Annotated in this window: 14 protein-coding genes; 6 read left to right on the top strand and 8 right to left on the bottom strand. The window is 69.3% G+C overall.

The genetic code is table 11. The features are described from left to right. Window positions 1-73: 73 nt before the first annotated feature. The 3 genes from ACIPV2_RS02045 to ACIPV2_RS02035 all read right to left on the bottom strand — a co-directional run bounded on the left by ACIPV2_RS02045 (window position 74) and on the right by ACIPV2_RS02035 (window position 6,767). Window positions 74-4,696, bottom strand: coding sequence for an ExeM/NucH family extracellular endonuclease (locus tag ACIPV2_RS02045; protein ID WP_400837794.1), 4,623 nt, complete (start codon window positions 4,694-4,696; stop codon window positions 74-76). Between the two features lie 158 nt (window positions 4,697-4,854). Then, a complete protein-coding gene (locus tag ACIPV2_RS02040; protein WP_400837791.1) occupies window positions 4,855-5,652 on the bottom strand; it encodes an SURF1 family protein in 798 nt (265 codons plus the stop codon). Continuing rightward, window positions 5,649-6,767: a GuaB3 family IMP dehydrogenase-related protein gene (locus ACIPV2_RS02035; protein WP_101187422.1), complete on the bottom strand. Its 1,119-nt coding sequence runs from the start codon at window positions 6,765-6,767 to the stop codon at window positions 5,649-5,651. The genes ACIPV2_RS02040 and ACIPV2_RS02035 overlap by 4 nt, the downstream gene beginning before the upstream one ends. Before the next feature lie 478 nt (window positions 6,768-7,245). Between ACIPV2_RS02035 and ACIPV2_RS02030 the strand changes: the two genes are divergently transcribed. Then, entirely contained in the window at window positions 7,246-8,091 is an 846-nt protein-coding gene (locus ACIPV2_RS02030) for an endonuclease domain-containing protein (RefSeq protein ID WP_400837788.1), read from the top strand. Between the two features lie 484 nt (window positions 8,092-8,575). Here ACIPV2_RS02030 and ACIPV2_RS02025 read toward each other — a convergent pair whose 3' ends face one another. The 3 genes from ACIPV2_RS02025 to guaB form a co-directional block, all read right to left on the bottom strand. Then, on the bottom strand, window positions 8,576-10,027 hold the full coding sequence (locus ACIPV2_RS02025; protein ID WP_400837785.1) for a pyridoxal phosphate-dependent decarboxylase family protein: 1,452 nt from the start codon (window positions 10,025-10,027) through the stop codon (window positions 8,576-8,578). Further along, window positions 10,024-11,379, bottom strand: a complete 1,356-nt coding sequence (locus ACIPV2_RS02020) for an MFS transporter (protein WP_400837782.1) — start codon at window positions 11,377-11,379, stop codon at window positions 10,024-10,026. The genes ACIPV2_RS02025 and ACIPV2_RS02020 overlap by 4 nt, the downstream gene beginning before the upstream one ends. Window positions 11,380-11,586: 207 nt before the next feature. Next, window positions 11,587-13,089: an IMP dehydrogenase gene (gene guaB / locus ACIPV2_RS02015; RefSeq protein ID WP_101187425.1), complete on the bottom strand. Its 1,503-nt coding sequence runs from the start codon at window positions 13,087-13,089 to the stop codon at window positions 11,587-11,589. A gap of 273 nt (window positions 13,090-13,362) precedes the next feature. Between guaB and ACIPV2_RS02010 the strand changes: the two genes are divergently transcribed. The 4 genes from ACIPV2_RS02010 to ACIPV2_RS01995 are packed head-to-tail and all read left to right on the top strand — an operon-like array spanning window position 13,363 to window position 17,427. Further along, complete coding sequence (locus ACIPV2_RS02010) at window positions 13,363-14,715, top strand: branched-chain amino acid ABC transporter permease (RefSeq protein WP_400837778.1); 1,353 nt, start codon at window positions 13,363-13,365, stop codon at window positions 14,713-14,715. 3 nt (window positions 14,716-14,718) lie between these two features. Continuing rightward, window positions 14,719-15,696 (top strand): branched-chain amino acid ABC transporter permease, encoded by a 978-nt coding sequence (locus ACIPV2_RS02005; RefSeq protein WP_101187427.1) that lies wholly within the window; start codon window positions 14,719-14,721, stop codon window positions 15,694-15,696. 10 nt (window positions 15,697-15,706) lie between these two features. Next, window positions 15,707-16,690: an ABC transporter ATP-binding protein gene (locus ACIPV2_RS02000; RefSeq protein WP_400837775.1), complete on the top strand. Its 984-nt coding sequence runs from the start codon at window positions 15,707-15,709 to the stop codon at window positions 16,688-16,690. Then, entirely contained in the window at window positions 16,690-17,427 is a 738-nt protein-coding gene (locus tag ACIPV2_RS01995) for an ABC transporter ATP-binding protein (protein ID WP_101187429.1), read from the top strand. Before ACIPV2_RS02000 ends, ACIPV2_RS01995 begins: the two co-directional genes overlap by 1 nt. 207 nt (window positions 17,428-17,634) lie before the next feature. Here the strand turns inward: ACIPV2_RS01995 and ACIPV2_RS01990 are convergent, their stop codons facing one another. After that, on the bottom strand, window positions 17,635-18,900 hold the full coding sequence (locus tag ACIPV2_RS01990) for an ABC transporter substrate-binding protein (protein ID WP_400837771.1): 1,266 nt from the start codon (window positions 18,898-18,900) through the stop codon (window positions 17,635-17,637). A gap of 119 nt (window positions 18,901-19,019) precedes the next feature. After that, window positions 19,020-19,964, bottom strand: coding sequence for an EamA family transporter RarD (gene rarD / locus ACIPV2_RS01985; protein WP_400837768.1), 945 nt, complete (start codon window positions 19,962-19,964; stop codon window positions 19,020-19,022). 163 nt (window positions 19,965-20,127) lie between these two features. Here rarD and ACIPV2_RS01980 point away from each other — a divergent pair, with 163 nt between their 5' ends. Beyond that, entirely contained in the window at window positions 20,128-21,948 is a 1,821-nt protein-coding gene (locus ACIPV2_RS01980) for an Hsp70 family protein (RefSeq protein ID WP_400837765.1), read from the top strand. The last annotated feature ends 1 nt before the right edge of the window (window position 21,949 follow it).

Here is a 21,949-nt window from a genome sequence, read left to right as displayed (position 1 = left end):
TGCCCCAGCCACACGTCGGAGGCCGCCAGGATCACTCCCGACGGCCTCCGCCTGCGTCAGATGCGTGCTGTGATCAGAACCACCCGGTGAGCAGATCCCAGATCCAGTCGATGATCTGCTGGATGATGCCGCCCACTCCGCCCGCGCGGTTGACGTGCACGGTGGCAGTGGCCGCGTCGCCGTCGGCCTGCACCACGGCCAGGATGTACTTGCCCGGCTGGGTGCTCTTCGGCACACGCACCGTGGTCGAGAACGTTCCGTCGTCTGCGACCTGCACGGTGCCGACCTGCACGGCCTGCCCCTTCTTGGGTCGCAGTTCGACGTTCACGGTCTCGCCGGGGGTGAAGCGCTCGCCGGTCACCGCGAGGGTGCCGCCGGCGCTCACCTTCGAACCCGTCTGAATCGTGCCCTCGAACGGCCCCGGTTCGGGCTCGTCGGCCGCCACCGTGAACGGCAGCGTCACGGGCGCGCCGACGTTCGGCGTGGCGACGAGTGGCTCTCCGGCGGATCCGGCCGGCACCGTGAACTGGATGCTCGCCCGCCCGACCTCGTCGGTCGTGCTGACGACGGTCGGGTCGACGGCAGCCGACCCCAGCGAGACGCCGCCCAGCGACAGCTCGACCGTCGTCGGCACCTGCTCGCCGGCGCTGAACGCGAGCGACGAGAGCGACACGGTGACCACATCACCCGCCCGGTACCCGTCCGCGCCCGCTGCCGGAGTGATGGAGGCACCCACAGCACGCTGGTCGAGGTCGGGGCTCGCCGTCTTGTTGGCGTCGAACCAGTCGACCATCGACTGCAGGTCGATCTTGCCGGTGTCCTTGGCGCTCGCGCCCTTCGCCAAAGTGAAGAAGTTGTCTCCACCGGCGGCGAGGAACGAGTTCGCGGCGATCGTGTACGAGGCTGCCGGATCGAGAGCCGCTCCGTTCAGAGTGATCGAGGTGATCCGCTCCCCCTGCGCCGCGGTGGGGTCGTACGTGTACGACAGGCCCTCCGAGACGCCGAGCTTGAGGAACGGACGGCTCGCGCCCGCCGGCTGCCACTGCTCTTCGAGCACGGCCTTCAGCTGCGCACCCGTGAGCTGCGTGGTGACCAGCGTGTTGGCGAACGGCTGCACGTTCGCTGCCTCACGGTAGGTCACGTTGCCGTCGGGGTCGTTCGCATTCGACGAGGCGTAGGTGAGGTTGGCGCGGATGCCGCCCGGGTTCATCAGCGCCACGTCGGCGCCGGTGGCCCACTTCTGCACGTCGGCGACGAAGTTGCCGATCGTCGACTCGCCACCGCGGTTCTCCGTGCCGTCGGCCTGTCGAGCGCGGTTGAAGTCGGCCGTGATGTCGCCCACCTTGACGGCGCCGAGCACGTCGGCCTCCTTCTTGGCTGCGTCGACGATGGCCTGCACCTCGGCGACCGGCTGGTAGTTGCCCGCCAGCGGACGGATCTCGTTCGTGATCGAGATGAGCTCGTTCTTCTTCGGGTCGACCTGCAGGTTCATCACGCCCATGTTCTCGCCGTACTGCCCCGCCGACACGACCGGGCGGCCGTCGATGACGTGGTTGTAGGCGAGGTGGGTGTGCGCCGAGACGATCGCGTTCACGTCGTCACCGACGCCGTAGACGATCTCGCCCAGTGCCGACTCGGGGGTGATGCTGTCGGCCGACACGGTGGTCGCACCCTCGTGCACGAGCAGGATGACCACGTCGGCTTCGCCGTTCGCGTCGTCGCCGTCACGGAGGTTCGCAGCCGCGACGTTCACCGAGTCGACGATGTCGCGTACCTCGAGGTCAGCGATTCCAGCCGGCGACACCAGCGAGTCGAGCTCTTCGGTCACGGCGCCGACGAAGCCGACCCGCACGCCGTCGACCTCCTTCACCCACGACGGGGCGAGGGCGGTCTCATCGGTGCCCTTGAGGAACACGTTCGACGAGATGTACTCCCAGTCGGCGCGCTCCTGCACACGGTCGCGGAGGTCCGCCCAACCCTGGTCGAACTCGTGGTTGCCCGCGGCGCTCACCTCGAGGCCGGCGGCGTTGAGCGCGTCGATCGTCGGGTTGTCGTCCTGGATGAACGAGGTGAACGTCGACGCGCCGATCAGGTCGCCGGCGGCGGCGAAGATCGTGTTCGGGTTGGCCTCGCGCACCGACTTCACGGCACCTGCCAGCACTGCTGCGCCGGCTGCCTTGCCGTCGGCCTCGATGCGGCCGTGGAAGTCGTTGATCGTGGCGATGTCGATGCTGACCGGCGGCTCGGTGGCCGAGACGCCGACGAGGATCGGGTCGTGGTCGCTCGAGCGGTACGGGGTGCCCGTCTCGGTGGCGCTGTACGCGTAGCCGCGATCGCTCCACTCCGGCGAGTTGATGGTCCACGCATCCGCGCCCGTGATCGACCGGGCCAGTGAGGGCGACGCGATCACGTGGTCGAGCGAGCCCAGCTCGCCGTCGAACGTGTAGGTGTAGCTGCCCGGCGAGTGCGCGGGCACCGTGTCGACCCAGCCCTTCGACGTGAACACATCGATCGGGTCCTCGTGACCGTAGGCGTTGAAGTCGCCGATGAGCAGCATGTCATCGCCGTTGGTCTTCTTCAGCCGGTCGGTGAATGCGAGCAGCGACTGCGCCTGCTTCACGCGGTCGGCGTTGAAGAAGCCCTGCCCGTCGGCCGGCTGCGTGCCGGTGCCCGACTTCGACTTGAAGTGGTTGGCGATCACGGTGACCGTGCGGCCGTCGGCGTCGAACGCCTGCGCGATCGGCTCGCGCGCGTTGCCCCACACCGTCTCGTCGTCGATGGTCTGGGCGTCGCCGACGGGCTTCACCTGCTTGGCCTTGTAGATGATCGCGTTGGTGATGAAGTCGGTGGTCGCCGCGTTCTGCAGCGACTTGGGCGTGGGCACGTACGCCCACACTCCGCTGCCTGCTTCCGCGTTCAGACCGTCGACGAGGTCGGCGAGCGCGGTGTCGGCGGGGTCGCCCAGCTTCACCGAGTTCTCGATCTCCATGAGCGAGACGACATCGGCATCCAGCTTGTTGATGGCCGAGACGATCTTCGACTTCTGGATGGCGAACTCGGCGGCGGTCTTCGCCCCGCGAGCGTCGGCGTTCTCGCTGACCAGCGTGGTGAAGTAGTTGTACACGTTGAACGACGCGATCTTCACATCGCCGCCCACGGAGGGAACCTCCGGGCGCGGGTTCTTCGTCGTGAAGCCGAACTTCTCAGCCGCCGGCGACGCGCTGTCGAGCGGCTTCACCGGCTGCAGACGCCAATCGTCGAACCCGTACTGCAGCACGAGGCCCTTGCCGCCGAAGTCGACCGCGTCGCCGTTTCGCACGACGGTGTCCTTCGTGAAGTACGGCTGGTCATTCAGGTGGTCCTTGTTGCTCACCTGGATGTTGTACGCATCGTCGAGCAGGATCCGGTCAGCCCGGTTCGCCGCGGCGATGGCATCCGCCTCGGCGCCGGGGCGCTCGAGCTCGGTGCCCTTGACGTCGAGCTCGCCCGGATTCAGCCAGAGCGTGCCGAAGTTGAACAGCTGGTGGCTGGAGGCGACGAGGTAGTCGCCCGTGGGCAGCACGAGCATGTTCTCGTACGCCTCCCGCGCTGCGCCGACCACGCTCGTCGGCAGCGGCGTGAGAGCGGGCACGCCGACCCCTGCGGTGACCACGGAGACTCCGGATGCCGACGTCGGGGCGATCTGCGTCTGGCCGAAGTACTCGTCGACGGTGCCGGTCACCGAGACGAGGTCGCCGATCGCACCGGGAACGCTCTTGCCGTCGAGGAAGACGAAGATGCCGTCGGATGCATTCCGGGTCTTGTCGTCTGCTCCTCCCGACCCTGCAGTCTGGATGACGACGCCCTTGTAGCCGCCCGTGCGGTGGTCGGCGGTGATGACGCCCTCGACGGTGACGGTGGCGCCCTTGTACGGCGAGACATCGGCGCTGCCCTGCACCTCGGCGATGCCGAGCTTCTTGCCGGGCTGGGGCTCGGGTTCGGGCTCGGGCTCAGGCTCGGGCTCGGTGCTGCTGCCGGAGTTGGTCGGCGTGATCGTCGCAGAGAGCGCGAAGTCCGTCTTGTTGTCGTCGGTGTCCTTGCCGCCGGTGCGGTTCAGCGACTTCACGTCGGTGTTGCCGGCCGGCGCGCCGGCGACCGTGCCCTCGAACGTGTTGGAGGTGCCGTAGCCGAGCAGATCGACGATGCCGTCCGCACCCGCGGCGTTCCCGACCGGCAGGGTCACGGCCGACGCGCCCTGCACCAGGGCGATCGTGCCCGTGGTGCCGCTCGGGGTCAGCGTGCTGGTCTGGTCGGGCGTGGGCAGCTCCGCGCCCGCCGTGCCGTTGCTGTTCGCCTGCACGAGGAAGTAGCCGCCGGCCTTGATGGTGCCGGTGAGCGCGACCACGCCGTTCGACGCGCCCGTGCCCGACGCGGAGCGGTACTGCAGCGACATCCCGTCGAGCACGACATCCTTGTCGGTCGGGTTATGCAGCTCGATGAACTTGTTCTTGAAGGCGGCGCCGGCGCTGCCGCCGGACAGATAGGCCTCGTTGATGATGACGCCTGTGCCGGCGTCGTTCGCGAAGGCGGGGGCGGCGACGAGCGATCCCATGCTCATCGTGAACGCCGTGGTCAGCGCGAGCGCGGCGATGCGCCCCCGCTTCCTCTGATGGGCGACCGGAACGGCTGTGTTCCGGTCGGCAGGGGTGTGCATCATGAATGCCGTCTCCTCATCGTGGGTTGCCGGAGATCTTGTGGATCCGCCGTCAGACGCACGAGCACTCACTCGCGCATGCAAGTGACCATAGGCCGCGCCTCCGACATCGGGCAAGAGGATTCGTCCACCCGTCATCGGATGGTCACCGAACCGTCGCCTCAGGCGTGCGCGTCCTCGAAGTCCTCGACCTCGCGCTCCCAGGCATCCTTCGCCAGGCGGTACCAGAGGTAGAAGGCGAAGCCGGCGAAGATCGCCCATTCCGCCGCGTAGAAGATGTTCAGCCAGTTGATCGGCGACTTCGCCTCAGGAGCCGGGGAGTCGATGTCGACGAGCCCGGAGGGAGCGGCGAGGGATGCCAGATACGGGCGGTACACGTCGAGCTGCTCGACATCGTGCCACTGACCGAGGAGCGCCGCGGGAGACATCCGCGTCAGAGCGAAGACGTCGTCGGCCGGGGGAAGCTCGACGCCCTCGTCGTCGATCAGCCGCCCGGTCAGCTCGACCTCGGAGGCATCCTGGCGAGCGAGAGCGTCAGCAGCGGCATCCGCCTGCTCGCGCGTCGGCGCCCAGCCGAGCGCCACGGCGATCGCCGTGCGATCGGCGACCCGCAGCTGCCCGGTGACCCAGTAGCCCTCCTCGCCGCCGTTGAACCGGGACGAGATCACGATGAAGTCCTCGGCGACCCACTCGCCGCTCGTGGTGACCTTCTGTCCGCCGAGCGGCTCGGGCAGGTACTGACCGGGTTCGATCAAGTCGGCCAGCGGGCTCACCTGCTCGGTCGCACCGGGCGGCGGCGGGTCGGTGTCGATCGCCCGTGCGAGCTGCCATTGGCCGAGCCAGGCGAACACGCCGGCGACGACGAGGCAGAGCAGGAGCACGCCGATCCAGCGCCCCCGCAGCATCACCTCGCGCAGCGTGGGCGGGAACTCCTGCGCGGCGGCCGCCTGCTCGGTCATCCCAGCTCGTACGGCGCGAGCACGACCTCGACCCGCTGGAACTCCTTCAGGTCGGAGTACCCGGTGGTGGCCATCGACTTGCGCAGGGCGCCGATGAGGTTGGCGGTGCCGTCGGCGACGGGGGCCGGACCGAACAGGATCCGCTCGAGGTCGGCGACGCGGTCGACCTCGACGCGACGACCGCGGGGAAGTTCGGGGTGGTGCGCCTCGGCGCCCCAGTGGAAGCCCTGGCCCGGGGCATCCGTCGCGCGCGACAGCGCGACGCCCAGCATCACGGCATCCGCACCCATCGCGAGGGCCTTCACCATGTCGCCGGACGTTCCCACGCCGCCGTCTGCGATGACGTGCACGTAGCGTCCGCCCGACTCGTCGAGGTAGTCGCGGCGGGCCGCGGCGACGTCTGACACGGCGGTCGCCATCGGGGCGTGGATGCCCAGGGTCACGCGCGTGGTCGACGCCGCTCCCCCGCCGAAGCCGACCAGCACACCGGCCGCGCCGGTGCGCATGAGGTGCAGCGCGGCGGTGTAGGTGGAGGCGCCGCCGACGATGACGGGCACGTCGAGGTCGTAGATGAACTTCTTCAGGTTCAGCGGCTCGAGAGCGCTGGAGACGTGCTCGGCAGACACTGTCGTGCCGCGGATGACGAACAGGTCGACGCCGGCGGCGACGACGGTCTCGTACAGCTCCTGGGTGCGCTGCGGGGTGAGCGAGCCGGCGACGGTGACTCCGGCCTCGCGGATCTCGGCGAGGCGCTGCTTCACGAGCTCGGGCTTGATCGGCTCGGAGTAGAGCTGCTGCATGCGCACGGTCGCGCTCTCGGCGGGCAGCGCGGCGATCTCGTCGAGCAGCGGCTGCGGGTCGTCGTAGCGCGTCCACAGGCCCTCGAGGTCGAGCACGCCGAGGCCGCCGAGCTTGCCGAGCGCGATGGCGGTGGCCGGGCTGACGACCGAGTCCATCGGGGCGCCGAGCACGGGGATGTCGAACGAGAACGCGTCGATCGTCCACGCGGTCGAGACGTCGGAGGGGTTGCGAGTGCGTCGCGATGGGACCACCGCGATGTCGTCGAACGTGTACGCGCGGCGCGCCCGCTTGCCTCGGCCGATCTCGATGTCCATGCTCACCCCTCCAGCCTACCGGTGGCACCCTGGTGGCCCGGTTTGTCGTTGCAGGTCCGCGCTCAGCAGCTTTGCTCTGCTCGCCGCGGCGCCCGGTGCCGCTCACCGCTCGCCGCTCATCGGAGGTAGGCGAACACACGAGCGTCGGTCATACCCAGCGCCCATCCACCTACCCTGGCGTGTTCGCCTACCTCGGGTGAGCCCGCCGGCGGCGCACTCTCCCTGCACAACGGCCGCGCGGCCGCGTGCCACTGCCGGTCGCCCGAGTCACTCGCCCCGTCCCTTCACCCGAGGTAGGCGAACACACGCACGTCGGACGCAGCGAAGGGCAATCCACCTACCTCCGCCCATTCGCCTACGCCCGGTGATTGCGCCGGCGGCCCACTCTTCCTGCACAACGACCGCGGGCGCGCATTCTGTTCACATTCGCGTGCTTTCCCCTCCGAGCGGATGCCCGAGGCGGGCAGGCTCGACCGTCATGAGAACTCCTCTGCTGACGTGGATGCAGCAACGGCATGGCGTCGCCCACAGCTCGGAGGTGCGCGCCGCGGGCTACTCCGCCTGGACCGTACGCGCGGCGATCGAAGCGGGCATGCTCGAACGGGTGCGTCGATCGTGGCTGGTCAGCGCCGACTGCTCGTCGCAGCGCCGCGCAGCCGCAGAGGCAGGCGGACGGATCACGTGCGTCACCGCCGCGCGCGAGAAGGGCCTCTGGGCACCGGATGTGGATGAGACGCACGTCGCCGTCGCGCCCACGGCATCCCGCAACTCGCGTGCCGGCCTGCAGGTGCACTGGGCGCAGGGTCCGTTGCCGGTAGCCCGTTTCGCCACCGAGGAGCCCCTGCTGAACGCGCTCTTCCACGTCGCGAGGTGCCTCGACCCCATGGAAGCCGCCGCCATATGGGAATCGGCGCTGCGTAAGGGATTGACGACGCTGGAGCAGCTGCGACGGACGCAGTGGGGAGCGCTGCGACCGGCGCAGGTGCTCGAGACGGTCGGCGCGCTGTCGGACTCGGGCATCGAGACGACCTTCGTTCGCATCGCGCTGGCCTGCGGCGCAGAGGTGCGCCAGCAGGTCGTGATCGACGGACACCCGGTGGATGCCCTCATCGGCGAACGACTCGTCGTGCAGCTCGATGGCTTCGAGTTCCACAGCGAGGCGAAAGACAGGCGGCGCGATCTGCGACAGGATGCCAGGCTCGTGCTGCTGGGCTACACGGTGCTCCGCTTCGACTATCAGCAGATCATGTTCGATGCGCGCTACGTGATGGAGACGCTCATGAATGCGATCGCGCAGGGTCTGCATCTGGCATCCCGCCGCTGAACGACGCATCCAACCGCGCCCGACGCACCTCACCGCGCCCGACGCACCCGACGCAGGCGAACGCACGGAGGTAGGCCAATCTGCTGGATTCTCGCCTACCTCCCCGCGTTGGCCTACCTCCGGCACGACGCGGGCGCGCACGCGCGGACCGCCACCTGCTGGACCGACGGCAGACGCTGCTGGCATCCGGCCGTCCGACGCATCCGACGTAGGCGAACGCACGGAGGTAGGCCGATCTGCCTGATTTCCGCCTACGTCCGCGCGTTGGCCTACCTCCGACACGGCGCGCGCCGGCACGCGCCGACTGCCATCCGCTGGACCGACGGCAGACGCTGCCGGCATCCGGCCGTTCGACGCATCCGACGTAGGCGAACGCACGGACGTGGGCCGATCTGCTGGATTTCCGCCTACCTCGGCGCGTTGGCCTACCTCCGGCTCGGTCCGGCGAGGCGCGCCGCGCCGCCGCACACCGCGGCCGTCAGCATCACGGTTCCGACATGCGCGCGAGCAGCTCGGTGAGCAGCGCCTCCGCCACAGGGCGCGGCGCCCGCTCGATCAGAGCCATGAGCATCGCCATCGGCTGATCCGCCGACACCGATCCCGCGCCGGCGAGCCGCAGCAGTCGCCATGCGGCGGCAGGCCCAGGCACCCGCCCGCCCTCGCCGTAGCCCAGCAGCCGCAGTGCCGCCAGCAGCATCCGCGGATTCGCGGCGGGCCGACCGCGCACCTCGTCGGCGGCCTCCGCCAGGGCGCGCGTGAACTCCCCGACCTGCGGCTCGAGCACGGGCGTCAGCGTCAGGTGCGCGCTGTGCGCGATGCGCACGCCGTCCTTCTGCACGAGACCCGGCTGGGGCTGAATCTTCCACCCGTGCGCCACCAGCGCGTCGGCGAGCCGGTGCGGATCGACGCGCTCGGAGGCCGGCACACCGGCATCCGCGCCGAGCGCGATCGCCGGCCCGATCGGATCGCCGATGACACGCAGCCCCGGGATGCCGTCGACCGCGACCGTGACGGCGAGCGCGACCCGGTGGATTGAGCCGGTGAGCCGGCGGTACCCGTCGTCTCCGAGATGCTGGGTGATGGCCCACGCCGCGGCGAGCGGCGACGCCGATCGCGAACCGAGCAGGGTCGGGTTCACGACGGGATAGCCGGCCCACCCCGTCGTGGCGAAGAACTGCGCACGGTGCCGGCGCCGGCCGCGCTGCAGCAGCACCGACACCCCCTTGGGCGCGTAGCCGAACTTGTGCAGGTCGGCCGAGATGCTCGTCACCCCGGCCACCCGGAAGTCCCACGCTGGCAGCCCCGGCCACCGGGGCAGCACGAATCCTCCGAAGCAGGAGTCGACATGGCAGGCGATACCCCGAGCGGATGCCGCGGCCGCGACCTCCGCGATCGGATCGAGCATCCCGGTGGGGTACGACGGCGCCGAGACGACCACGAGAGCGACATCGTCGTCGAGCCGTTCGACGAGATCGGATGCCCTGACCACACCGTCCGGCGAGCACGGCACGGCGTCGAACTCGAGGTCGAACAGCTGCGCGGCCTTGATGAACGCGGCGTGCACGGTCGCCGGCGCCAGAAGACGCGGACGGGCGATCTCCGGCGCTCCGGCGCGTGACCGCCGCCACAGGTCGCGCGCGGTCTTGACCGCCAGCAGGCAGCTCTCCGTTCCGCCGCTGGTGACGGTGCCGACGACGGATCGGCCGCCGTGCAGCATCCGCCGCGAGAAGCCGATCACGTCGCGCTCCATCGCCGCGATCGACGGGAACACCGTCGGGTCGAGGCCGTTCAGCGGTCGCGCGAGTCGCGCCGCGGCATCCGCCAGCTCGTCCAGCTCGGCCAGACCCGAGTCGTACACGTACGACAGCACACGCCCGCCGTGCGTGGGCGCGTCGGCGGCGCGCATCCGACGCAGGCGATCGAGGATGTCGCTCACGCAGAGGTCCCGACGATGTCGCGCTCCCGCAGCCGGTAGCGCGCGAGCGCGACCAGGCTCAGCAGCATGAGCGCGGCCGGCAGCAGGCTGAACGCGATGGCGATCCCGGTCACCGCGGCGTCGGGCTGGACGACCTCGACCGTGGCCGTCGTCTCGATGTACCCGGTCATCGCGAGCACGAGCGACAGCACAGTGGCGCCGAGCGCCATTCCCGTCGTCTCACCGGCGGTCCACACACCGCTGAAGACCCCGGAGCGGTTGTCATGCCCACCCGCCGTGCGATCGTGGGCGATGACATCGGGCAGCATCGCCATCGGCAGGGTCTGCATACCGGCGTACGCCGCGCCCGCGAGGGCGACGGGGGCGAGGATCCACCATCCGGGCATCCACACCATCAGCCCGAGCACCGCCGTCGCAGCGAGGAACACGGCGCTGGCGATCCGGAAGCCGCGCTCTTTGCCGATGCGGTCAGCGACGAGCTTCCACACCGGGGCCATCAGCAGGGCGGGCGCGATCAGCGCGACGAACAGCGGCGTCACCGCGTCCTCGTCGCCCAGCACCCAGCGCGCCACGAACTGAGCCGCGGCGAGCATGAGCCCGGTCGCGAGTCCCTGCAGCATGAACGTGCCCAGCAGCACGCGGAACGGCTGACTCTCGCGCAGCGCGTCGAGGCCGTTGCGGTAGTGCATCGCGATCGATGCCCCGGGCCGCACCGGCAGCATCGGGCGGGTCGGCGCGACGGTCGAGGCGACGAACAGGCCGACGCCGAGCAGCACGGCGGCCACGGCCGCCATCACGAGATAGCCGAGCAGCGGGTCGCCGTCGAACATCCCGCGGATCTCTGGTCCGCCCGCGCCGAAGAGCAGGATCGCCACGGTCAGCATGACCACGCGCCAGGTCAGCAGGCGGGTGCGCTCACGGTAGTCGTCGGTGAGCTCGGCGGGCAGCGCGATGTAGGGCACCTGGAAGAGACTGAAGCATGCCGCTGCGAGCATGAACGCGATGAGCACCCAGACGCCGGATGCCACCGGCCCGATTCCCGCGGGAACGGCGAAGGTCAGCACGAAAGCGATCGGCAGACCGATGGAGCCGATGAGCATGAGGCCGCGACGCGATCCGGAGCGGGCCAGCGCCGTATCGCTCAGCCCGCCGATCACCGGGTCGATGAGCACGTCCCACACCTTCGCGCCGGTGACGATCGCGCCCGCGGCGAGGGCCGTCACCCCCAGGGAGTCGGTGAGGTAGTAGACCAGCACGAGTCCCGGCAGCGTGGCGAATCCGCCGGTGCCGAGCGACCCGATGGCGTAGCGGGTGATCTGTCCGCGGGTGAGCGTGTTCGACGCTGAGCGCATGCGGCTCACTCTAGTCGTGGGACCGAATCGCCTGACCACCGCGCCGGACGAGGGCCCCGCCAGAGTCGGCCACCGTAGGAGAACACACGAGGGTAGGACGAAAAGCCCTGTTGTCGTCCTACCCTCGCGCGATCACCTACGCCCGAAACGTCCGACCTACGCCCGAAGCATGCGCCGACGCCCCGAAGCGCGCGATGCCCGGTCGGCTCACTTCTTGTAGTTGGGCGCCTCGACGACGATCTGCACGTCGTGCGGGTGCGACTCCTTGAGCCCGGCCGCGGTGATGCGCACGAAGCGTCCGCGCGCCTTGAGCTCGTCGATGGTGCGAGCGCCGACGTAGAACATCGACTGACGCAGACCGCCCATCAGCTGGTAGGCGACGGCAGAGAGCGGCCCGCGGTACGGCACCTGACCCTCGATACCCTCCGGGATCAGCTTGTCGTCGCTGGGGACGTCGGCCTGGAAGTAGCGGTCCTTCGAGTACGAGGTCTGCTTCCCGCGGGTCTGCATGGCGCCCAGCGAGCCCATGCCGCGGTACTGCTTGAACTGCTTGCCCGACTGGAACACGATCTCACCCGGCGACTCGTCGGTGCCGGCGAGCAGCGAGCCCAGCATGACGGCATCGGCACCGGCGACCAGTGCCTTGGCGATGTCACCGGAGTACTGCAGACCGCCGTCGGCGATCACGGGCACGCCGGCGGGACCGGCTGCCAGGGATGCCTCGTACACCGCGGTCACCTGCGGCACGCCGACGCCGGCGACCACGCGGGTGGTGCAGATGGAACCGGGGCCCACGCCGACCTTGACCGCGTCCACGCCGGCATCCACCAGGGCCTGCGCGCCCTCGCGGGTTGCGACGTTGCCGCCGACGATGTCGATGTGCTCGAACGTCGGGTCGGCCTTGAGCCGCTTGACCAGCTCGATGACGCCTTGCGACTGGCCGTTGGCAGTGTCGACGACGAGGATGTCGACACCGGCATCCCGCAGCGCCTCGGCGCGCTCCCACGCATCGCCGAAGAAGCCGATCGCGGCGCCCACACGCAGTCGCCCCTGGTCGTCCTTGGTGGCGAGCGGGTACTTCTCGCTCTTGTCGAAGTCCTTGATGGTGATGAGTCCGGCGAGCGTGCCGTCGGCGCCGATCAGCGGCAGCTTCTCGACGCGGTGCTTCGCGAACAGGGCGATGACGTCGCCGGCGGCCACTCCGACCGGAGCGGTGACGAGGTTCTCGCTCGTCATGACGTCCTTGACCAGCGTGGTCTGGCGATCGAAGCCCGAGACGAAGCGCATGTCGCGGTTGGTGATGATGCCCACCAGGTGGCCGGCCTCGTCGACGACGGGCAGGCCGGAGATGCGGTAGCGGGCGCAGAGGTTGTCGACCTCTTCGACCGTCGCGTCAGGCGTCGTGGTGATCGGGTCGGTGATCATGCCCGACTCGCTGCGCTTCACGCGGTCGACCTGCGACGCCTGATCGGCGATCGAGAGGTTGCGGTGCAGGATGCCGATCCCGCCCTCGCGGGCCATCGCGATCGCCATCCGCGCCTCGGTCACGGTGTCCATCGCGCTGGAGAGCAGCGGCGTGGCCACCGAGATGCGCCGCGTGATCCGCGAGGAGGTGTCGGCCTCACTGGGGATGACATCGGTGTGCCCGGGAAGCAGGAGCACGTCATCGTAGGTGAGTCCGACGAAACCGAACGGGTCGTGCTGCTGCATGGAAGCGGGCTCCTCTGCGCCGGAGGCGCGATCGAATGGCGAGTGCGCGGGGACGTCTGCGGCCGAACGGGTCACAGCCCGCGGTGTATAGATTCTAAGCGCGACGCCGCCTCTGTTATTCCGAGAACGCCGAGAACGGCGGGCGAGACACACCCGGCATCCCGATCCGGACACGGATGGTGCGATCGGCGTCCACGACCAGATACGCTCAGTGCGACGCCCAGAGCCGAGCGACGACCCGAAGTCGCTCGAGGCACTCGATGTGGAGGATGCGTGGGACTCAGAACTGTGGCGCTTCGGCGCCCCCGGAACGGCGTGATCGCGTTGCTCGCGACTCTGCTGGCCGCCTTCCTCGTCTTCGGTGCGCCGGCCGGTGCCGCGCACGCCGAGACGACCCCGGACGGCCAGGAGGTCACCGACTTCTACTTCGCTGGCAACGTCACCTACAAGGGCGAGCCGATCGAGGGCGTGAAGGTGTCGGTCGATGGCAAGGGCTTCAAGGGCTCGACGGAGACCGGCGCCGACGGCAAGTGGAAGCTGTACGTCCCCGAGAAGTCGAAGTACACCCTCGCGGTCGATGAGGACACTCTGCCGAAGGGAGTGATCGTCGACGCGTCGCAGCTGCCTGAGGGCGTGGAGGCCGTCGATGGCACGAGCGGCTCGTTCGAGGCGGAGTTCGGGCTGACGGGCACGAAGATCATCAACCTCTTCCTCGGACAGGGCGAGCGGGTGACGGTCTCGTTCCTCGACCAGCTCATCTCGCGCACGGTAGGCGGCCTCAACTTCGGTCTGCTGCTCGGACTCGCCTCGATGGGCGCGGCGCTGATCTACGGCACCACTCGGCTGTCGAACTTCGCGCACGGCGAGATGGTCACCTGGGGCGGAGTCGTCGTGGTGCTGTTCACCTCGTTCTGGAACCTGCCGCTGTGGGCGGGCATCATCGCCGCCGTCATCGGCGGCGGTGCGCTCGGCTGGGCGATGGATGCCGGGATCTGGCGCCCACTGCGTCGCCGAGGCCTCGGGATCGTGCAGCTGCTGATCGTCAGCATCGGCCTCTCGCTCGCGCTGCGGTACGTGCTGCAGTTCATGATCGGCGGCGACACCAGGCAGCTTCCCGGCGCCAGCCCCGCTCCGATGCAGTTCGGCCCGATCTCGCTGTCGTACATCGACCTGATCGGCATGGCCATCAGCCTCGCCGCCATCCTCGGCATGGCCTACTTCCTCACCCGCACCCGGATCGGCAAGGCCACCCGCGCCATCTCCGACAACCCGCAGCTGGCCGCAGCGTCCGGCATCGACGTCGACCGGGTCGTGCGGATCGTCTGGATCGTCTCGGGCTCGCTCGCCGCGCTCTCGGGCATCCTGTGGGCGTACTTCCGCCCCGGCGTGAAGTGGGACATGGGCATGCAGATGCTGCTGCTGATCTTCACCGCGATCACGCTCGGCGGCCTGGGCTCGGCGATCGGCGCCCTGATCGGCTCGCTGATCGTCGGGATCGCGGTCGAGGTCTCGACGCTGCTGGGCGTTCCCTCCGACCTCAAGTACGCCACCGCGCTCGTCGCGCTGGTCGTGATCCTGCTGGTCAGGCCGCAGGGTCTGTTCGGCCGCAAGGAAAGGCTGGGCTGACGCATGGACTTCGGATCGATCTTCGGCAACACCGCCGCATACCTGTTCAGCCCGGTCACCATCGCCTACGCGCTGGCCGCGACGGGACTCGCCGTGCACTTCGGCTACGCCGGCCTGCTCAACTTCGGCATGGCGGCCTTCATGGCCGTCGGCGCATACGGCTACGCGATCCCGGTGCTCACGTTCGGTGCACCCTGGTGGCTCGGCATGCTCATCGGACTCGCCGGCGGCGCCGTGTTCGCGCTGCTGCTCGGCATCCCGACCCTGCGTCTGCGGGCGGACTACCTCGCGATCGCGACCATCGCGACCGCAGAGGTCGTCCGGCTGCTGTTCCTCACCCGGCTGTTCGAGGATGTGACAGGCGCCGCAGGCGGCCGCAGCGGGTACCACGCGGGATTCCGTGCGGCGAACCCGATCCCCGAGGGCACCTACGGCTTCGGCCCGTGGACCTACAACGCCACGGAGCTGTGGAACATCGTGTTCGGCCTCATCCTGCTGGCGGTGTCGATCCTGCTGGTCTGGGCCCTGATGCGCAGCCCGTGGGGCCGCGTTCTCAAGGGCATCCGCGAGGACGAGGATGCCGTGCGCTCGCTCGGCAAGAACGTCTTCGCCTACAAGATGCAGGCCCTCGTCGTGGGCGGTGTGATCGGCGCGGCCGGAGGCATCGTGTTCGTGCTGCCCTCGGCCGTGGTGCCGGGCAGCTACTCGACGTCGCTGACGTTCTTCCTGTGGACGGTGCTGCTGCTCGGTGGCGCGGCGACGGTCTTCGGACCCACGCTCGGCGCCGTTCTGTTCTGGGTGCTGTTCGCGTTCCTCGGCAACCTGCTGCCGCAGATGGCCACCGCCGGCTACCTGCCGATGACGTCGGCGCAGGCTGAGATCGTCCGCTGGATCCTCGCGGGCGTGGCGCTCATGCTCATCGTGATCTACCGCCCGCAGGGCATCCTCGGAGACAAGAGGGAGATGACCTTTGTCAAGTGAGAACCAGCCGGTGTCACCGGCAGCTCCGACGGGCGGCCGCCAGAAGGCGACCGGACTCGCGAAGGGCGCGGCTGTGCCCGGAGTGGCGAAAGTCCACCCGATCCTCGTCGTCGACGGCGTGGAGCGGCGCTTCGGCGGCCTGACCGCCGTCAACGTGGAGCACCTCGAGATCCCTCGCGGCGCGATCACCGCGCTGATCGGCCCGAACGGCGCCGGCAAGACGACCCTGTTCAACCTGCTCTGCGGGTTCGATCGCCCGAACACCGGCACGTGGCAGTACGACGGGAAGAACCTCGCGGGCATCCCGTCGTTCAAGGTCGCACGCATGGGCCAGGTCCGCACATTCCAGCTCACCAAGGCGCTGTCGCTGCTGACCGTGCTCGAGAACATGAAGCTCGGATCGTCCGACCAGCCCGGTGAGAAGTTCTGGCAGAGCCTCTTTCCCGGCATCTGGCGCAAGAAGGAGGCGGAGATCGAGCAGAAGGCTCGCGAGCTGCTGACGCTCTTCAAGCTGGATGCCAAGGAGCAGGACTTCGCAGCCGCCCTGTCGGGCGGGCAGCGCAAGCTGCTCGAGATGGCGCGTGCGCTCATGAGCGACCCGCAGCTGGTGATGCTCGATGAGCCGATGGCCGGCGTGAATCCCGCCCTGACGCAGTCGCTGCTCGACCACATCCTCGGGCTGAAGGACCGCGGCATGACCGTGCTCTTCGTCGAGCACGACATGCACATGGTCCGTCACATCGCCGACTGGGTCGTCGTCATGGCGGAGGGCCGAGTGGTGGCCGAGGGGCCGCCGGAGACGGTGATGGAGGACCCGGCCGTCGTGGATGCCTATCTCGGTGCGCACCAGGACGTGGATCTCGGTGCCGTCACCGGGCGCATCGTGATTCCGGAGGGCAGCGACGCCGACCTCGCGGCGACGCGCATCCGGGAGAAGATCGAAGCCGAGGCGGAAGCCGAGCTCGAAGCCGAAGAGGAAGAGGAGAAGAAGTGATGGATGCTTCTGACATCGTCGTCGAGCTGAAGAACGTGCATGCCGGCTATCTGCCCGGTGTGAACATCCTCAACGGCGCCAACCTCGTCGCCCGCAAAGGCGAGCTGATCGGCATCATCGGCCCGAACGGCGCCGGCAAGTCGACTCTGCTGAAAGCCATCTTCGGCATGGTGCAGGTGCGCGACGGAGACATCACCGTGAGGGGCTCCAGCATCGTCGGGCTCAAGGCCGACAAGCTGGTCGCGAAGGGCGTGGGCTTCGTGCCGCAGACCAACAACGTGTTCCCGTCGCTGACGATCGCCGAGAACCTGCAGATGGGCCTCTACCAGAACCCGAAGATCTACGCCGAGCGCCTCGAGTTCGTCACCGGGATCTTCGCCGAGCTGGGCAAGCGTCTGAACCAGCGCGCGGGCTCGCTGTCCGGCGGTGAGCGCCAGATGGTCGCGATGTCGCGCGCGCTGATGATGGACCCGCAGGTTCTGCTGCTCGACGAGCCCTCCGCGGGCCTCTCCCCCGTGCGCCAGGACGATGCGTTCATCCGCGTCTCCGACATCAACAAGGCGGGCGTGACCACCATCATGGTCGAGCAGAACGCACGGCGCTGCCTGCAGATCTGCGACCGCGGCTACGTCCTGGATCAGGGCCGGGATGCCTACGAGGGCACCGGCCGGGACCTGCTGAACGATCCGAAGGTGATCGGCCTGTACCTGGGCACCCTGGGCCAGGACGCCGCCTGACCCCTCCCTCTTCCGCCGACACCCCTAGTTGGCGCCGAGACCCCCAGCTGCGGACGTTCGCAGCTGGGGGTCTCGGCGTGAAGTGGGGGTGTCGGCGATGGCCGTGGGCTGGGCACGGCGGGGCGCGGGGCATGGCGGGGCAGGCGGGCAGGCGGGCATGAAGAAGGGCTCCGGATGCCGTGCATCCGGAGCCCTTCTGCCCGCTGCTTACTTGATGCGGGCGTTGTTGTTGTCTGCGCCGTACTCGTAGACGCCGATGGCCGCGCCCTTGGGGTCGTTGTTCTCGTCGAACGTGACCGAGCCGGACAGGCCCTCATAGTCGGCGGTCCCGCCGTCGTTGATGATCTTCGCGCACTCCTCGAACGAGGTGCACTTCTCGCCGTCGCCCTCCCCGCCGGAGACCTCGCGCATCTTCGAGGCGATGTCCTCGCCCTCGACCGAGCGAGCCTCGAGCGCGGCCAGCGCGACGAGGATCGTCGCGTCGTAGGCCTCAGCCGAGTAGGTGACGTCGTTGATCTCGTCGTTGCCGGCCTTGGTCCAGACCTCGTTCAGCTGCTCGAGGAAGTCCTCGGGAAGCTCGGCGCCGGCACGCGTGCCCTTGGAGCCCTCGAGCTGGATCGGCAGGTTGTCCTTGCCGTAGTTCGAGAGGTTTCCGTCGACCATGTACAGCTTGCCGGTGTCGACACCGGCGTTGCCGAGCAGCGGGGCGATCGTCTTGAACTGCTCGTACGAGACGATGGCGACAGCGTCGGGCTTGGCGGCCGAGATGGTCTGCACCTGCGCGTTGTACTGCCCGTCACCCTGGTTGTACGAAGCCTCGGCGACGACCTTGCCACCGGCGGACTCGAAGGTGTCCTTGATGGCCTCTGCCAGGCCCGTGCCGTACGGGTCGTTCTGGTAGATGATGCCGAGAGTCGTGTTGCCGTCCTCAGCGATCTGGTTGCCGAGCACCTCGCCCTGCAGGTTGTCGCTGGGCGCCGTGCGGAAGTACATCGGGCTGAGACCCGTGAAGTCGGCCGACGTGTTCGACGGCGAGACGGTCACGATGCCCGCGCCGACGTTGCTGTCGAGGATGAGCTTCGACACCGAGGAGGACGCCGCACCGATCATGGCGGTGATGCCGGCGCTCTGCAGCTTGGTGATCGACGTCTCGTACGCCTTGTTGTCGAGGTCGCCCTCGTCGGCGTTGGTGAGCTCGACCGTCACACCGGCGTCGGCGTCGTTGATCTGCGAGACGGCCAGTGCGACACCGGCTTCCATCGGCGCACCGAGGAACGCGAGCTGGCCGGAGACGGGCAGCAGCGATCCGAGCTTCAGGGTGAGGTCCGCCGCGGCCGGCTTCTCGCCCGCAGGCTTGTCGCTCGACTTGTCGGCGGGCGTGCTGCTGCAGCCGGCGATGATGAGTGCGGAGGCGCTGACCATCGCAGCCGCCGCGAAGATCCTCGCGGGACGCGAGCCCTTCATTGCGTTCATGTTGCTCCCTTGCGTAACTGAACGTGGAAATCCACTTCGGGTGATCTCACCCTATTGGTTCGCATGCGCGCCTTCTGTCTCGGTCGCCTAACGATCACCGCGGGCGTGGCGGCACCCGCTCAGACGAGATCGACGGGTGCGGCCGCGCGCGTGCGACGGCTGTGCAGCAGCAGGTCGGCGACGAACACGGCGATCGCGATCCAGACGATGATGAAGCCGATCCAGCGCTCGAGCGGCATGGGCTCGCCGAGCAGCGCCCAGCCGACGAGGAACTGCATGACCGGGGTGATGAACTGCAGCATCCCGACCAGGCTCAGGTCGATCCGCCGGGTGCCCGCCGCGAACAGCAGCAGCGGCACCGCGGTGGCGATGCCGGCACCCGCGACGAGCACGGTGTGCAGCGGCGAGACCTGGCCGAACGTGATGCCGTCGGTCTGCGCGACGATGATGAGCGTCACCGCCGCGATCGGGATGAGCCAGAACGACTCGAGCGTGAGTCCGCTGACAGCATCCACCGCCGCGCCGATCTGCTTCTTCACGAGCCCGTAGATGCCGAAGGATGCGGTGAGGGTCAGGGCGATCCACGGGAATGCCCCGTAGGCGACGACGATCACGACGACGGCGAGCGCTGCGACGCCGATCGCGATCCACTGCATCCGGCGCACGCGCTCGCGCAGCACGAACACGCCCAGCAGCACCGTGAAGATCGGGTTGATGAAGTAGCCCAGGCTGGTCTCGATGACGTGGCCGGTGAGCGTGCCGATGAGGAACGTCTGCCAGTTGACGTAGATGAGCACTCCGGCCAGCGCCGTCCACCACAGCAGCCGTGGCTGGCGGACGATGGCGATGAGGGCCGGCCACCCGCGCATGACGGTCAGCAGGATGCAGCAGAACACGAAGGAGAGCAGCACCCGCCAGGCGACGACCTCCCAGGCGCCGGTGGGAGCGAGTGCCAGGAAGTACAGCGGAAGCACTCCCCAGATCAGGTAGGCGCCGATCGTGTCGGCGATCCCGCCGCGTGCAGTTCGCGCTCCGGCGGAGCGAGCGGGGAGTTCAGGGGTCACCTGAGAACCCTATTCCGCGCCATGGCTGCCGTCGCCGCGCGGCGGTCGGGCGGGTTCCGATCTCGCTCTGCCCATCCGAGTAGATCGCCCTTTCGCTCGGTGACGGATCGGCGTATGGTGAGCGGCATCCAAGGGATGGATGCTGGGGAAATCGGCGGGACTGATGGGCGAGTTCGTACTCGCGCTCGACGTAGGCACGACCACGGTGAGAACGGTCATGGCCAGCGCCGCTGCGCTCGAAGGATTGCAGGCGGCACCACTCGCGGTGGAAGGCGAGCGGGCCGACATACCGCTGCTCGCCTTCATCACCGAGGACGGCGATGCGATCTTCGGCACCGAAGCCGAGCGGCGCGGGTGCGATCAGCCCGAGCGCGTCGTGTACGGCTTCACGCGCTGGATCGGCGACGAGGTGCCCCTCGTGGTGAGCGGCTTCTCCGTCAGCGCGGACGAGCTGCTGGCACGGATGGTGCTGTGGATCATCGGCACCGTTGCGGACGAGCAGGGCAGGCGTCCGGATGCGATCGCGCTCGTGCATCCGACGTCGTGGTGCGGTCACCGGGCCGATGCCGTGCGCGCCAGCCTGCGCGAGCTCGACCTCGAGGTGACCCTGTTCCCCGCAGCTCCGACGGTGGCGCAGCAGCATGCCACCGCCGGGTCGCGGTCGCACACCGTCTGCGTCTACGACCTCGGCGGCGCGCGCTTCGAGGCGACGCTGCTGCGTGGCGGCCGGATGCTCGGTGAGCCGCAGACCGCCGAAATCGGCGGGGTCGAGATCGACGCCGCGCTGCTGACGCACGTGCTCGGGATGCTTCCGGGAGCCGCCGGGGTCGACGCCACGCGCGCCGAGCTCCTGGCCGCGCGGCGCGCGGTGATCGACGCGAAGGAGCGACTCTCGCACCGCTCCGACGTATCGGTGCCGGTGTCGCTGGGCGGACGTGGCGCCTCGGTGCGCATCACCCGGGCCGAGCTCGAGTCCATGGCGGCCGCGCCCATCGCGCGCACGGTGGAAGTGGTCGAGCAGGCGCTGGAGAGCGAGCGGCTCACGGCCGCTGAGCTCGACGAGGTGATCCTGGTCGGCGGCTCCGCGCGAGTGCCCCTCGTGGCGGAGATGCTGTCGGCGCGGCTGGACGTGCCCCTCACCGTCCCGGACGACCCGGCGCTCGCCGCGGCGATGGTCGCCGCGCTCCGGTCGTGGGGCAGTCTGCAGGCGGAGCGGGCGTCCGCCGCACCCCTCCCGGACCTCGCCTCGGCACTGCCGGCTGCGCCACGCCGACCGGTGCGCGTGCACATCCCCTATGGCGCGGCGGCCACCCTGGCCGCCGGCGCGGTGATCATCGCCGCCGGGATGGTCTTCGCCGCGACGACGCCGCTCGGCGGCGGGGCGGACAGCGCCGACGGCGCCACCGCCGACGAGACGGCGGGCAGCGGAGCACTGTCGGTACTGCGACCGGCATCCGGATTCTCCGTGGCGGACGCCACGAGCCTCGGCGACGACCACGACGGTGCCGACGAGGAGAGGGCTCCTTCCCATCCGGGCAGATCCTCGGATGCCGATATCGACGACGAGCTCCCGACGACTCCGACGCCACGCAGCGGCGGGGCGAGGGTCGAGCGGCCGCCGTCCGGCTCGCTCGACGGCTCGACCCGGCCGATCGCGTCGGGCGCCGCACCCGCACCGCGCACCGACCCGACCCCGCCGTCGACATCCACCGAGACGCCGCCCGCGCAGCCCGAGGAGGAACCGCCCGCAGCGGAGCCGACCCCGCAACCGGAACCGGAACCAACGCCGACGCCGGAGCCGGAACCCACGCCGACGCCCGCGCCGGAACCAGCGCCGGAGCCGGCACCGGAACCCGCACCGGGACCCGCACCGGAGACGACAGCGGCTCCCGCCTCCGCCTCCGAGCAGGCGAGTGCGGACGCCTCGCTTGTGCAGTCGCCGCACACGGCATCCCATCCGTCAGCCGAGGTCGCGGCCCTCTGAT

It is taken from the genome of Microbacterium sp. NPDC089987 (genome assembly GCF_044748505.1).
GTDB lineage: Bacteria > Actinomycetota > Actinomycetes > Actinomycetales > Microbacteriaceae > Microbacterium.
This window is presented reverse-complemented; position numbering and strand designations above follow the sequence as displayed.